The organism is Sphingopyxis sp. OAS728 (assembly GCF_014873485.1).
GTDB lineage: Bacteria > Pseudomonadota > Alphaproteobacteria > Sphingomonadales > Sphingomonadaceae > Sphingopyxis.
The window spans coordinates 231,520-244,254 of sequence record NZ_JADBDT010000001.1 but is presented as its reverse complement, the minus strand read 5'-3'; the positions used below and the strand labels follow the sequence as shown (position 1 = coordinate 244,254).

The 12,735-nt window shown below is 64.7% G+C and carries 12 protein-coding genes and 1 tRNA gene; 6 read left to right on the top strand and 7 right to left on the bottom strand.

All coding sequences use genetic code 11. The annotated features are described in order from the left end of the window. The first annotated feature begins 119 nt into the window (after positions 1-119). Both cpdR and GGC65_RS01230 read left to right on the top strand, forming a co-directional pair. A complete protein-coding gene (gene cpdR, locus GGC65_RS01235) occupies positions 120-497 on the top strand; it encodes a cell cycle two-component system response regulator CpdR (RefSeq protein WP_037510756.1) in 378 nt (125 codons plus the stop codon). Positions 498-568: 71 nt separating this feature from the next. After that, positions 569-643: transfer RNA gene (locus tag GGC65_RS01230), tRNA-Val, on the top strand. 43 nt (positions 644-686) lie between these two features. Here the strand turns inward: GGC65_RS01230 and GGC65_RS01225 are convergent. After that, positions 687-1,478, bottom strand: coding sequence for an SDR family oxidoreductase (locus GGC65_RS01225; RefSeq protein ID WP_192645499.1), 792 nt, complete (start codon positions 1,476-1,478; stop codon positions 687-689). Between the two features lie 95 nt (positions 1,479-1,573). Between GGC65_RS01225 and GGC65_RS01220 the strand changes: the two genes are divergently transcribed. The 4 genes from GGC65_RS01220 to GGC65_RS01205 all read left to right on the top strand — a co-directional run bounded on the left by GGC65_RS01220 (position 1,574) and on the right by GGC65_RS01205 (position 6,494). After that, positions 1,574-2,443: an alpha/beta fold hydrolase gene (locus GGC65_RS01220; protein WP_192645498.1), complete on the top strand. Its 870-nt coding sequence runs from the start codon at positions 1,574-1,576 to the stop codon at positions 2,441-2,443. A 47-nt stretch (positions 2,444-2,490) separates the two neighbouring features. Next, a complete protein-coding gene (locus GGC65_RS01215; protein WP_192645497.1) occupies positions 2,491-3,219 on the top strand; it encodes an energy transducer TonB in 729 nt (242 codons plus the stop codon). Between the two features lie 119 nt (positions 3,220-3,338). Next, the gene (locus tag GGC65_RS01210) at positions 3,339-5,753 is read left to right on the top strand and encodes a TonB-dependent receptor (RefSeq protein WP_192645496.1); all 2,415 of its coding nucleotides are present in this window, start codon (positions 3,339-3,341) and stop codon (positions 5,751-5,753) included. 57 nt (positions 5,754-5,810) lie between these two features. Next, positions 5,811-6,494, top strand: a complete 684-nt coding sequence (locus GGC65_RS01205; protein WP_192645495.1) for a Fe2+-dependent dioxygenase — start codon at positions 5,811-5,813, stop codon at positions 6,492-6,494. Here the strand turns inward: GGC65_RS01205 and GGC65_RS01200 are convergent. From GGC65_RS01200 to GGC65_RS01175, 6 genes are all read right to left on the bottom strand, one after another. Continuing rightward, on the bottom strand, positions 6,491-7,423 hold the full coding sequence (locus GGC65_RS01200) for an FAD:protein FMN transferase (RefSeq protein ID WP_225940619.1): 933 nt from the start codon (positions 7,421-7,423) through the stop codon (positions 6,491-6,493). The genes GGC65_RS01205 and GGC65_RS01200 overlap by 4 nt on opposite strands. Positions 7,424-7,449: 26 nt before the next feature. Further along, the gene (locus GGC65_RS01195; protein WP_192645494.1) at positions 7,450-8,277 is read right to left on the bottom strand and encodes a DUF4198 domain-containing protein; all 828 of its coding nucleotides are present in this window, start codon (positions 8,275-8,277) and stop codon (positions 7,450-7,452) included. An 18-nt stretch (positions 8,278-8,295) separates the two neighbouring features. Further along, complete coding sequence (locus GGC65_RS01190) at positions 8,296-8,823, bottom strand: DUF2271 domain-containing protein (protein ID WP_192645493.1); 528 nt, start codon at positions 8,821-8,823, stop codon at positions 8,296-8,298. Between the two features lie 11 nt (positions 8,824-8,834). After that, positions 8,835-9,479: a PepSY-associated TM helix domain-containing protein gene (locus GGC65_RS01185; protein WP_192645492.1), complete on the bottom strand. Its 645-nt coding sequence runs from the start codon at positions 9,477-9,479 to the stop codon at positions 8,835-8,837. Between the two features lie 119 nt (positions 9,480-9,598). Beyond that, positions 9,599-10,960, bottom strand: a complete 1,362-nt coding sequence (locus tag GGC65_RS01180) for an HlyD family type I secretion periplasmic adaptor subunit (protein ID WP_192645491.1) — start codon at positions 10,958-10,960, stop codon at positions 9,599-9,601. Further along, a complete protein-coding gene (locus tag GGC65_RS01175; protein WP_192645490.1) occupies positions 10,957-12,711 on the bottom strand; it encodes a type I secretion system permease/ATPase in 1,755 nt (584 codons plus the stop codon). The genes GGC65_RS01180 and GGC65_RS01175 overlap by 4 nt, the downstream gene beginning before the upstream one ends. Positions 12,712-12,735 lie beyond the last annotated feature (24 nt).

The following is a 12,735-nucleotide window of genomic DNA, read 5'->3' as shown; positions in this document are numbered from 1 at the left end:
AGCAGGACGAATCCAGCGCCGCGCGTCAATTTGTTAAATCTCTGACGCTATGCAGGGTGTCGAAGAGGGTGCAGCCGACCGGAACCGGCCGCACTGAGGACCAGGGAACAGATTTCAGCATGATTCGTATTTTGCTCGCTGAAGATGATGACGTGATGCGCGAGTATCTAGCGCGGGCGCTGACCAGCGCCGGCTATCACGTCACGGCGGTCGATCGCGGCACTGCCGCCGTTCCCTATATCGATTCTGGGACATTCGACCTTTTGCTGTCGGATATCGTCATGCCCGAAATGGACGGGATCGAACTTGCCCAGCATACGGCAAAAGCGGCGCCGCAAACGCAGGTGATGTTCATCACCGGCTTTGCCGCGGTTTCGCTGCGCGCCGAGGAAAATGTGCCACAGGCGAAGCTGCTGTCGAAGCCCTTCCACCTCAAGGATCTGGTGCGAGAGGTCGACAATATGTTCGGCCGCAGCGACCGGTCGAGCCAACAATAAAGACGACGCCTTGCGCGAAGGGCTTGCCAAGCCGCGCAGAGGCCTTTAGGGGGCGCGTCACCCCAAGGGATGGGCGTGTAGCTCAGTGGTAGAGCACTGTGTTGACATCGCAGGGGTCGCAAGTTCAATCCTTGCCACGCCCACCATTAAAAACGCCGCCACCCCAACGGGTTGGCGGCGTTTTTGCTTTCAGGCCATTCCCTTCGCCAAGTCGCCGCGCGACGCGTCGCCAATCTGACTGCCGCCGTCGCAGTCGAGTATCGTGCCGGTGATATAACCGGCCGCGGGCGAGCAGAGGAACACAGCCGATTCGGCGACTTCCTCGACCTTGCCCCAGCGTTTCATCGCGATCCGGTCGTAATGGGCCTGCCGCGTTTCCGCATCGGGGGCTAAGCGTTTCATCCCTTCGGTATCTGCGATCGGCCCCGGCGAGATGCCGTTCACGCGCACCTCGGGACCCCATTCGAGCGCGAGCACGCGAATCAACTGGTTGATCCCCGCCTTGGCGGCGCAGGCATGCGCTTGCAGCGCCGACGCATTGACCGCCTGCCCCGCCGTGATCGCGATCAGCGAGGCGCCGGGACGGTTGAGCAGGTCGTGACAACCGCGGAACACGTTGAAGGTACCGTTGAGGTCGATATCGACGACGGTGCGGAACGCGTTGGCGGACATGCCGAGCGCCGGCGCGAGGAAATTACCCGCTGCCCCGGAAATGACGATATCCATCGCCCCCAGTTCGCCCGCAACGCGCTCCATCACGCTGCGGATAGCAGCATAGTCGCGGACGTCACCCGACAGGCCGAGCGCGCCCTGACCAATCTCCGCTGCTGCACGCGCCGCCTTGTCTGGATCGCGGCCCGCCACGGCGACCTTGGCGCCGAGTTCGGCGAAGCGCTTGGCGATCCCCAGATTGATGCCGCTTGTGCCCCCGGCAACAAAGGCCGTCTTTCCGGCCAGCAGGTTATCGCGGAATGTCGTCATGCCTCTCTCCCTTGGTCTGCGTTGAAGGCGATCCGGGGTTGACGGATCGAAACCAGTCGCCTTTTGAAACTGGAACAGACAGCAAGGATGATCCGATGGCAAGTGCCGGCCCCACCTCGAACAGCTTCATCTCGCAGCGGCTCAAGCTGCACTATGTCGACTGGGGCAATCGCGGCGCGCCGCCGTTGCTGCTCGTCCATGGCGGCCGCGACCATTGTCGCAACTGGGACTGGGTCGCCGAGAAACTGCGCGATCGCTATCATATCATCGCGCCCGATCTGCGTGGTCATGGCGACAGCGCATGGTCGCCTGATGGCAATTACGCGATGGACGCCTTTGTCTATGACCTCGCCCAGTTGATCCACCAGATCGACCTTGGCCCCATCACGATCGTCGCGCATTCGATGGGCGGCAATATCGCGCTGCGCTACACCGGGCTCTATCCCGAAAATGTGCGCAAGCTCGTCGCGATCGAAGGGCTTGGCCCGTCGCCCAAGGTGATGGCCGAGCGCGCGAAGACGCCATATGCTGAACGCTTCCGCAAATGGATCGACGACAAGCGCCAGGCGGCCGGGCGCACGCCGCGGCGCTATGCGACGCTCGACGACGCGCTGGCACGGATGATGGGCGAGAACAGTTACCTGACCGAAGCGCAGGCGCGTCACCTCACGATCAACGGTATCAGCCGGAACGAAGATGGGACGTGGAGCTGGAAGTTCGACAATTATCTCAACGTCTGGCCCGCCTTCGATATGCCGCAGGCAGACATTGCCGCTTTGTGGGGCGCAATCACCTGTCCCACGCTGCTGCTCTATGGCGCGAACAGCTGGGCATCGAACCCCGAGAAGGACGGCCGGCTCGAACATTTCAACACCGCCAAGGTGATCGAGTTCGAAAATGCCGGCCACTGGCTGCACCACGACCAGTTCGACCGGTTCATGTCCACGCTAGACGAATTCCTGTAAGCGGGTCGCCAGCGCGCAGCGGCGCGCGATAATGAGGCGGCGGCACGATGGCCTATACAGGGCAGGTTTCGGCACGACAGCGCGCTATATCCGGAGGCGGGGCGCTGATCGCGGTACTTGCGATCGGCATTGGCCTCGCCAGCGGTCTCGATCTCGAGGTCGTGCGCAAGGCAAGCGATGCGATCACCGCAATCGCTATCCCCGCGCCCCCTCCGCCGCCGCGCGAACAGGTCACGCCCGCTAAAGCGTCGAGCCAAAGGGCCAGCGGCAAAGCCTCGGCGGCGAACAAGCACGCCAAGGCGGCACCGGTCTTCGCGCCGAAAACCGAGCTGCCGCCGATTGTGCCGCCGGTCGCCGCCGCTCCGCGGCCAGGCGCGGGCAACGACGCATCGGCAGGCGCGACGCCGACTCCCGGGTCCGGCTCGGGCGCCGGTGGACGCGGCGATGGCACGGGCTCAGGCGGATCCGGAAGCGGCACCGGCGGCGGCACCAAGGCCGTGTGGCGCAGCGGCACGATCCACGACCGCGACTATCCGCGCGAAGCGAGCCGCGCCAAGGCGGGCGGCGAGGTCGAAGTCCGCTTCACCATCGAGGCCAGCGGCCGCGTGAGCGGATGCCGCGTGACGCGGCCGAGCGGTGACGCCTCGCTTGACCAGACGACGTGCCGGCTCATCGAAGACCGCTTCCGCTTCAAGCCCGCGACCAATTCCGCCGGCGAACCCGTCGCGAGCCAATATGGCTGGCGGCAGAGCTGGTGGCTCGAACGCCGAAACTGAGACTCTCCTCAATTGGTATCAATTGCGACAAAGTCGCGAATGATTCGCATTAGAGTTGACTTTGCAATCGACTCTCAATAGCGGGCGCCCCGAACCAATCACAAAACAGGGGGTTTACCGTGAAACCATCATCCGCCTCGTTCCTCGCTCTCTCCTGCGTGGGCAGCCTGATCAGCGCACCCGCGCTCGCCGCCGAGGCAGATGCGGCGCAGGACGCCCCCGGCGGCCGCAGCGAGATCATCGTCAGCGGCACGCTCGCGAACGAGGTGGAATCGCCCAAGTCGACAGCGCCTGTCGTCGATACGCCACAGACGATCACGGTCGTGTCGCAGGAGCAGATCCGCCAGCAGAATCTGCTGACGCTTCGCGATGCGCTCACGACGATCCCCGGTATCACCTTCGGCGCCGGCGAAGGTGGCGGCGGCTATGGCGACTCGATCAACCTGCGCGGCTATTCGGCGAACAACGACCTGACCGTCGACGGCGTTCGCGACAGCGCGCAATACAGCCGTACAGACCCCTTCAACCTGCAGCAGATCGAGGTCTATAACGGCGCCAACTCGGTCTTCAACGGATCGGGCAGCGTCGGCGGAACGATCAACCTCGTCAGCAAGATTCCCTTCGCGCGCAATGCGACGACGGTGCAGGCTGCGGTCGGCACCGACAATTATTATCGTGCCGCGGTCGACAGCAACTGGCGCCTCAATGACCTGATTGCGGTCCGCATCAACGCGATGTATCATGAAAATGACGTGCCCGGCCGCGACGTCGAATCCTACCAGCGCTGGGGCGTCGCGCCGTCGATCACGATCGGCGTCGAAAGCGACACCAGCCTGACGCTCGCTTACATCCACCAGGACGACGACAATACGCCGATCTATGGCGTGCCCTTCTTCCTGAGCGGCGTGAACGATGGCCCGCTCGCTGGCGTCGACGACAGCGACTATTTCGGCATCGTCAATCTCGACGAACAGAAGACCAAGGTCGATCGCCTGACCGCGACCTTCCGCCATGCGTTCAGCGACAATGTCTCGATCCGCAACCTGACCCGCTGGCAGCGCGTCCACCAGTATAGCCAGACGAGCGCGCCGCAGGGCGTCTTCTGCCTTGCAAGCGGGCTGCAGCCGGTCGGCGGCAGCGCCAATGCGACCGTCGGCAGCGCCTGCCTCGCCGGCCAGAATACGCCGGGATTCTATTATCCCGCCGGCCCGCGCGGCCTCGTCCGCGATCAGGTCAACGACCTGATCCACAACCAGACCGACCTGACCGTCGTCAGCGGCGCCAAGGGCGGCCTGTTCAACACGCTGGTGATCGGCGCGTCGTACAGCCAGGAAGATTATTCGATCGAAAATGCGCAGTTGCTGCGCAACGCCGGCGGCGCGACGCCGAACCCGGCGCAGCCGCCGATCAGCCTGACCGCCCCGAACACGGTCTGGACCGGCCCGGTCAATTATATCCGCACCGGCAACAGCTATGGCGACACGCGAAACCTTGCCGTTTACGCGTTCGACACGCTCGAAATCTCGCCGATGTTCGAACTGAACGCCGGTATCCGGTATGAAAGCGTGCGGACGGTCTTCCGCGCCGACACGGTGACGACGCCCGCGACCGGCGCGGTCTATGTCCGCGGCGCCGATCAGACCAGCGACGAGAATCTCTTCTCCTATCGCTTCGGCGCGGTCTTCCACCCGATCGAAAATGTCAGCCTCTACGCCGCCTATGGCAATGCCAAGACGCCGACCTCGGCCACCGTGCGCGCGGGCTGCGGCCTGCCGGCGGCACCGGGCGCGGCCGATCCGTGCGCGGTAGCGCCCGAAAAGGCGCGTACCTACGAGATTGGCGCCAAGGCCGAACTGTTCGACAAGAAGCTGCTGCTCACCGCCGCGCTGTTCCGCAACGAACGCACCAATTTCCGCATCCCGTCGAACGATCCCGCGCAGCCCAACTCGCTGCAGGTGCTCGATGGCCAGTCGCGCGTCGACGGCCTCGCGCTCGGCGTCAGCGGCAATGTCACCCCCGAATGGGCGATCTTCGCCAACTACACCTATCTCGACAGCGAAGTTCGGCAGAGCGTTTCGGACTTCTGCCTTGCGACGCCGGGTGCGACAGGCTGCCTCAACAACGCCGCGATCCCCGATCCGCAGCGTGGCGATCGCCTGATCCAGACCCCGAAGCATTCGGGCAGCCTGTTCACCACCTATGCCTTCCCGTTCGGCCTGCAGATCGGATACGGCCTGACCTATCAGGGCAAGTTCGCGACCAACCAGCGCAACCTCGCGCAGCGCACGCAGTTCATGGTCGACGATTATCTGATCCACCGCGCGTTCGTGTCGTACGACTTCAAGAACGGCCTCGTGGCGCAGCTCAACGTCAGCAACTTCACGAACGAAGATTATTACACCGGCGTCCGCAACAATGTCGGCGCGGCGACGATCTCCGGCGCCGGCGTGGTCGGTGGCGGCGCCGTAACGGGCGGCTGGGCAACCCCCGGCGACTCGCGCTCGGCGGTGTTCAGCCTCTTCTACAATTTCTGATCCAGAGGGCGGGCGCGGCGATTGCCGTTCCCGCCCCTTTATGCCTAGAAGCGGCGCATGATCCGCATCATTCCCGACGTGCTCGACGCCGATGGCGTCGCCAAGCTCCGCTCGATCCTCGACGCCGCCGAATGGATCGACGGTAACGAGACATCGGGCCCGCAAGCCGCGCTTGCCAAACGCAACCAGCAACTCCCCGAATTCGGCGAAGCCGCCGCGGAAGCAGGACGCATCGTCCTCGACGCGCTGGGCCGCGCGCCGCTGTTCATCGCCGCGGCGCTGCCGCTCAAAATCTATCCGCCCTATTTCAACCGCTATGCCGGCGGCGAGAATTTCGGCGACCATATCGATAATGCGATCCGCATGCGGCGCGGCAGCGATTTCCGGATGCGCAGCGACCTGTCCGCAACGCTCTTCCTTGCCGATCCCGACAGCTATGATGGCGGCGGCCTCGTCATCGAAGGCTTTGCGCAGGAACCGGGTATCAAATTGCCCGCCGGCCATATGATCCTCTATCCATCGACGACGGTCCATCGCGTCGAACCCGTCACATCGGGAACACGGGTGGCCAGCTTTATGTGGATCCAGTCGATGGTGCGCGACCAGGGCCAGCGCAACCTGCTCTTCGATCTCGACATGGGCGTTCAGGGCGCCGCGACGGCGCTTGGTCAGGGCGATGCAACGGTCGTGCGCCTGACGGGCGTGTATCACAATCTGCTGCGTCGCTGGGCCGACAGCTAATCCTGCATCGCGCGCCATGCGTGTGAGACATATTCGCGGTCGCCCGCGATCACACACGCCGCCAATTTCTGTTCATCGGCGAGCGCAATGCCCGCTTGCGGTCCGAGGACGGTCAGCGCGGTCGCCCAGCCATCGGCCATCATGCAGCTGCGGTGAAGCACGGTGACCGACGACACCGCATTGACGATCGGCTGGCCGGTCTGCGGATCGAAGCTGTGCGAATAATAACGATCGTCAACGGTGACGCCGCGGCGATAATTGCCCGATGTCGCCGCGGACAGGTCGTGGAGCGCGATCCGCCACGGCGGAATCGACGATGTCGGCGGCATCTCGACATCGACCCACCATGGCTGGCCATCGGGCCGTATCCCCTCGCCCCGCAGCTCACCCCCGACCTCGAGCAGGAAGTGCCGCACGCCGATGTCGAGCAACCATTCGGCGGCAAGGTCGACGCCGTACCCTTTGGCAATGCCCGACAAATCGAGCGCGGCGCCCGCGCCGCGCCGGAGGCGCCGCGTTGCCGGATCGAATTCGATCATGCGGTCGGCGAGAATCTTTCCGGCGTCGGGCACCGGCCCCGCCCGTCCGGCACTGCCAAACCCCCACGCTTCGGTGAAACGGCCGAGGCCGGGGTCGAAGGCCCCGCCGCTGGCGCGCGAAAGGTCGAGCGCGGCCCCGATGACATGCGCGAATTCGGCCGGGATCTCGCACCATGTGCCGGGCTCGGCACGGTTGAAGCGTGCTAGGTCGGATTCGCGCTCCCACTGGCTCATCTGCGCGACGACGAGGTCGAGCGCCGCCTGAACGCCGTGCAGGGTCGCCACGGGCGGCGCGACCGCCTGCAGGGACCAGCTTGTCCCCATCGTCTCGCCCGAGAAAAACTCGGTCGCAGCCCCCGCGTCGCGCCCGGCGAAAGCCGCGGGCGTCAAGGCGCGGGGGATGAGGATCCGATCGGTCAGGGTGCCAGCACCTCGAGCGTCGTCACATAGCTGGCCCGGCGCGCAATGACGGGCGGGGCGCCCTCCGCCTGTTCGGCCTGCGGGGTCGTGACGTTGAGCCAGTAGAGGCCAGGTCCAGGCCATGTCAGCTCGACCTTCCCGTCGGCGCCGGTCTTGACGTCGACCTGACCCAGCTGGTCGCGATAGCGGATACCGCCGGGGATCAAGGTCACCGGCAGGCCCGCCGCCGGCTTGCCGTCGAGCAGGAATTGGAAGGTCGCGGTCTCGCCTGAAATCAGGTCGTTGGGGTGCGTTACTGGCACGAGTTCGATGCCCTTGCCTGTCGGCTTGAACAGCGTCGTCGTCGGTTCGCCGACCGTCACAAAAATCTCGTTGCGGTTGTTCGCCTCGGCGGTCTTCACATTGGTCGCCCCCGCCGGCACGCGCTCGGCGAGGTTCGCCGCCGTCGTGCCGCGCGGCAGCCGCTCGGTCTTGCCGTTCAGCTCATAGCTGCCCATCAGCATGTCGGCGACCGAAGCGATCCGCCACGTGCCTTTCTGCGTCAAATGGACGTCGAAGGTGCTGCGATAACGTCCGGTCGACTTATTCTCGATCGTCGCTTCGCTTCCGTCGGGCGCCCACGCCTTCATCGCATCGAGGCGGAGCGGCTGATGCTCGAAATAGAAGAGATCGTTCGATACCGCCGCGTCGACGGTGACCCACACGTCGTCGCCCGACAGGACGGTCGACGACGGCAGCATCCACTGGCGATGCGCCGACGCCGGAACGGCAACCAGCGCCGCAAGCGCAGCAGTTGCGGCGAAACCCCAAATTCGCTTCTTCATATCCCTGTCCTTTCAGCTTTAACGGAAGGCAACCGAAACAGCGCCGAGTTCGGTCGTTCCCGCAGCGCGTCCGCCCGCCCCGGCCTTTGCGGGCCAGGTGAAGGGGATGCGCAGAAGTTCGCGGCCACCGACCTCGCGCGCCGCCTCGATCACCAGCGTATATTGTCCGGGCGCGGCCGCGCCGAGCTGCGCCCGCGAGAAGGAGACCTTGTGTGCGCCCGGTGCACGGGTGGCGCCGGTGATGCCGTTCGCGGGAAAGGTCATCGAGCGTCCTGCGGCGCGCCACCATTGGCGGACGTCGCGAAGCCATTTCGTGCCCTCGTTCGCCTTCATGTCATAATCGTACCAGACCGCGACCGTCTTCGCCGTACCGCCGGCTTTTTCGACCCAGATCGCGACATAAGGCTTATGATATTCGGCGACCTTCAGCCGCGGGATATTGATCGTGACGTCCATCGTGCCCGGATCGGCGGCGAGCGCCGGGGCTGCGAATATCGCGCCGAGGCCAAGCGTGCCGATGACGCGTACCGGGGTGGAAAGCTGCATGGACGGTCTCCCTAGTGGATGAAGATGATGGCGATGGCAGCGGGAAGCGCGAGTCCCATGCCGACGAGTGGCCAAGTGCTCATGCGCTTCGCCGAGTGCAGCCAGAGCAGGACGAGGCCTGTTATCGCAAAGATCAGGCAGGCGAAGGCGAAGACGTCGATGAACAGGCTCCACTCGCCGCCCGAATTGCGCCCCTTGTGGAGATCGTTGAGGTAGGAGACCCAGCCGCGGCTGGTCACCTCGCTTGACACCGCGCCGGTCACTAGGTCGATTGCGACCCATGCGTCGCCGCCGGGGCGCGGCGCGGGCAGATAGACCTCGTCCGCCGACCACTCGGCCTCCCCCGACGCCTTGACCGGGAAGCTGTCCTCGACCCATTCAGCGACGTCCGCGGGCAGCGGCGCCTTTTCGGCAGCGGGCGTTGCCGATTTCAGCCGCGCAAGCAGCGCGGGCGGCATTTGCGCTGCCTTTTCGGTAACGACCGGCGCGGCCTCGATGTCGGCGGCGTGGTTGAGCGTGAAGCCGGTGACCGCGAACAGCAGCAGGCCGATCAGGCTGATAGCCGAACTCATCCAGTGCCACATGTGGAGCTGCTTCAGCCAAAAGGCTTTCCGGCTCTTCTTCGTCGCCGGTCGCGGGGGTGTCGGTGCATGCATCCGGGAGCTCTACCTTAAGGATGCACGGCCATTATCGAGAGTGATTCGCAATTACAATATGATTTAGCTTCTCCGGCCGGGGGAAGCGGCAGAGCCCCCGCCCCGTGCCGAAGGAGTATTCAGTTTTCGCGCCCGGCCATCCACAGCGTCTGGGTGAGCGGCTCGATGAGGTATGAGAGCGCCGTCCGCTTGCGCAGCGGGATCATGATATCGACGGGCAACCCGGCGCGGAGCCCGCCGTCCTGGCGAACCTGCTTGAGCTTTGCGAGCTCGCTGGGCGGCACGACCAACTCGATCTTGAAATAGCGCATCCCCGAACGCTCGTCCTCGAAGCTGTCGGCCGAAATCTTGGAAATTTGACCGACGAGGATCGGCAGGTTGCGTTCCTGCAAGGCGGTAAAGCGGATCTGGGTCTTCATTCCCGGCGCCAGATCGTCGGCATCGGTCGGCGATGCCTTGCCATCAATGACCAGGGCCCGGTCCTGCGGAACGATCTCCATCAACGTGTCGCCTGCCGCGACGACGCCGCCGACGGTAAAGACTTTCAGCCCCACCACCCGGCCGCCCGCTGGGGCGCGCACCGTCGAACGGGCGAGCTGTTCACGGACCGCGGTCAACTTTGGCTGAAGCTCGTCGAGACGGACTTGGCCCTCCTGTTTCTGCGCCGCGACCTCCTCGAGCATTTGCTTGTCGATGCCGACGATCTGCATCTGCGCCTCGCCAATCGCCTCGGACGAGCGCGCGATGTCGGCGCGATAGGCGCCATAGGACCCGTCGAGTTCGGCGGCGGAGCGCTCCATGCTGCGCACGCGATTGATCGACACAAAGCCCTTGGGCAACAGCGTACGCAGCCCTTGCAGCTCATCGCCAATCAGCTGTTGCTGTAGCTTGTTCGATTGCATCTGATAGCTGAAACCATTGATCTGCTCAGAATGCTGGCGCATCCTCTGACGCAGGACGTTCCGCTGGGTTTGCACGGAATTACGCCGCGCCTGGAACAGCTGGCGCTGGCCGCGCAAGGCTTCGGCGGCCAGGGCCCTGTTTTCGGGAGCGAGCGATGCAAATTCCGCGGGTTCGGCGACGCTGCTCAGGCCGCCAAGCTCGGCGGCCAGACGGGCGCGCTGGGCGAGCAAGGCGATGACCTCGCCTGTCAGCCCGCGTTCGGCCGCAACCAGCTCCGACGCCGAGATGGTGAGGAGCGGTTCGCCCTTTTTGACGGTTTGCCCCTCGACGACATGGAGGTCGGTCACAATCCCGCCCTCGCGATGTTGAACCGCCTGGCGGCTGCCCGACACCGCAATCACGCCGGGTGCATAGGCTCCGGCATCGAGCGGCGTCATCGACGCCCATCCGAGAAGGCCCACGAAGAAGAAGGCCACGACAAGGCCGCCGATACGCAATTCGCGATGTGGCCGGTCCGCGGAGTCATGGCCGGAAGGGCCATCCCCTCCCCTTGGCGGCTTCCAGGACATATCGGTCATGGCCGGGCTCCTTCATGGATAGGAACGACATTTTGCTGTGCCGCCGAATTCTTGAGTGCCTGCAGGATTTCGTCGCGCGGCCCCATCCCGACGATCGCCCCGTCGGCGAGAACCGCCAGCTTGTCGGCGCTCGCCAGGATCGCCGCACGATGCGCGACGATCATGATCGCCGCGCCATGCAGCTTGGCGGCGCCGATCGCCCGCGACAGCGCTTCCTCGCCATCGCTGTCGAGCGCCGAGTTTGGTTCATCGAGCACCAGGATGCACGGATTGCCATAAAGCGCGCGCGCCAGCGCGACGCGCTGCGCCTGCCCTGCCGACAGCTTGTGCCCATTGCCTTCGATTATCGTGTCGTAACCGCCCGGCAAATGCAGGATCATTTCATGGACGCCGGCCAGACGGGCAGCGGCGATAACTTGCTCGTCGACGACCTCAGGCGGCACACCGCGCGCCGCGCCGAAGCGCGACACATTTTCGCTGATCGTCCCGGGCAGCAAACCGCAATCCTGCGGAAGATAGCCGATATGCTGTGCAATCTGTTCGGGATCCCAGTCGGCCAGGTTGGCGCCGTCGATCCTTATTTCGCCGAGATCGGGCGGCAGCGCCCCGGCGACGACGCGCGCGAGGGTGGTCTTGCCCGCGCCCGACGGGCCGACGATGCCCAACACCTCGCCGGGCGTCAGTTTCAGCGATATATTCTTGAGCAGGATCGCGCTGCCTTCGGGATTGCGGACGACAACCCCCTGAAGATCGACCTGCCCCGTCGGATCGGGCAAACTCGTGCGCGACACCGGCCCGTTCGCTTGGTCGAACAGCCGGCCGAGCGTCTGGATCGCCTGACGCGACTGGACGATATTCGGCCACAAACCGACGAGTTGCTCGATCGGCTGCAGGGCGCGGCTTAGCAAGACCGAGGCGGCGATGATCGCGCCGACCGAAATCTGCCCGTTGATAGCAAGCCAGGCGCCGACGCCGAGCGCGAAGGATTGCATGAACATCCGCACGAATTTGACGAGCGCGTTATAACGGCTGCCCGAAAACTGCAGGTCGGCGACGGCGTTCAGGCCGACACTGCGCTGCTGAATATGGCGCGATATCAGCGCGCGCCGCATCCCGAGCGCGCGCACGACCTCGGCCTTGCGCAACATGGCCTCGTGCGATTCATACGCGGCCGCGCTGGCATGATGCGCCTCATCGGCCTTCGCCTTGCTGCGCCTCTCGTTGGTGATCGCGAGTGCGACAAGCACGCTGCCTGCGGCAAGCACCAATACACCCAAAAGCGGATGAATGAGAAAAGCCACGAACAGATAGAGCGGCGTCCAGGGGACGTCGAACAAGGCGGTGGCCGCTTGCCCGGCAAGCGACTGCCGCAGCACGTCGAATTCGCGCATCGCCTGCTGGGTCGAGGGGGCTCCGGGCAAAGCGCGCGAGCGCGCCAGCAGCCGGTCCAATATTTCGCCCGAGAGCAAGCGGTCGAGACGCAATGATGCGCGCGTCATCAACCGTACGCGGATCGCATCGAGCGCCGACAGCGTGGCGATCGCGACGCCCACGACGACGGTGATGAAGATCAGCGTCAATACGCCGTTGGTGGGCACCACCCGGTCGTACACCTGCATCATGTAGATGGTCGGCGCCAGATACAGGATGTTGATCAACGCGCTGAATGTTGCTGCGAGAATGAAGTGAGTCCGGCAAGCGCGGACGGCTTCTGACAATGCCGGTGGAACGGGCATCCAGAACAGTCGCATGCAATCCTCCCTGATTATCGGAAA

Coding starts and splice junctions, on each gene's coding strand:
- GGC65_RS01185 (WP_192645492.1), bottom strand. CDS start 9,479: ATGCATGCACCGACACCCCCGCGACCGGCGACGAAGAAGAGCCGGAAA.
- GGC65_RS01220 (WP_192645498.1), top strand. CDS start 1,574: ATGGCAAGTGCCGGCCCCACCTCGAACAGCTTCATCTCGCAGCGGCTC.
- cpdR (WP_037510756.1), top strand. CDS start 120: ATGATTCGTATTTTGCTCGCTGAAGATGATGACGTGATGCGCGAGTAT.
- GGC65_RS01190 (WP_192645493.1), bottom strand. CDS start 8,823: ATGCAGCTTTCCACCCCGGTACGCGTCATCGGCACGCTTGGCCTCGGC.
- GGC65_RS01225 (WP_192645499.1), bottom strand. CDS start 1,478: ATGACGACATTCCGCGATAACCTGCTGGCCGGAAAGACGGCCTTTGTT.
- GGC65_RS01180 (WP_192645491.1), bottom strand. CDS start 10,960: ATGACCGATATGTCCTGGAAGCCGCCAAGGGGAGGGGATGGCCCTTCC.
- GGC65_RS01175 (WP_192645490.1), bottom strand. CDS start 12,711: ATGCGACTGTTCTGGATGCCCGTTCCACCGGCATTGTCAGAAGCCGTC.
- GGC65_RS01215 (WP_192645497.1), top strand. CDS start 2,491: ATGGCCTATACAGGGCAGGTTTCGGCACGACAGCGCGCTATATCCGGA.
- GGC65_RS01195 (WP_192645494.1), bottom strand. CDS start 8,277: ATGAAGAAGCGAATTTGGGGTTTCGCCGCAACTGCTGCGCTTGCGGCG.
- GGC65_RS01205 (WP_192645495.1), top strand. CDS start 5,811: ATGATCCGCATCATTCCCGACGTGCTCGACGCCGATGGCGTCGCCAAG.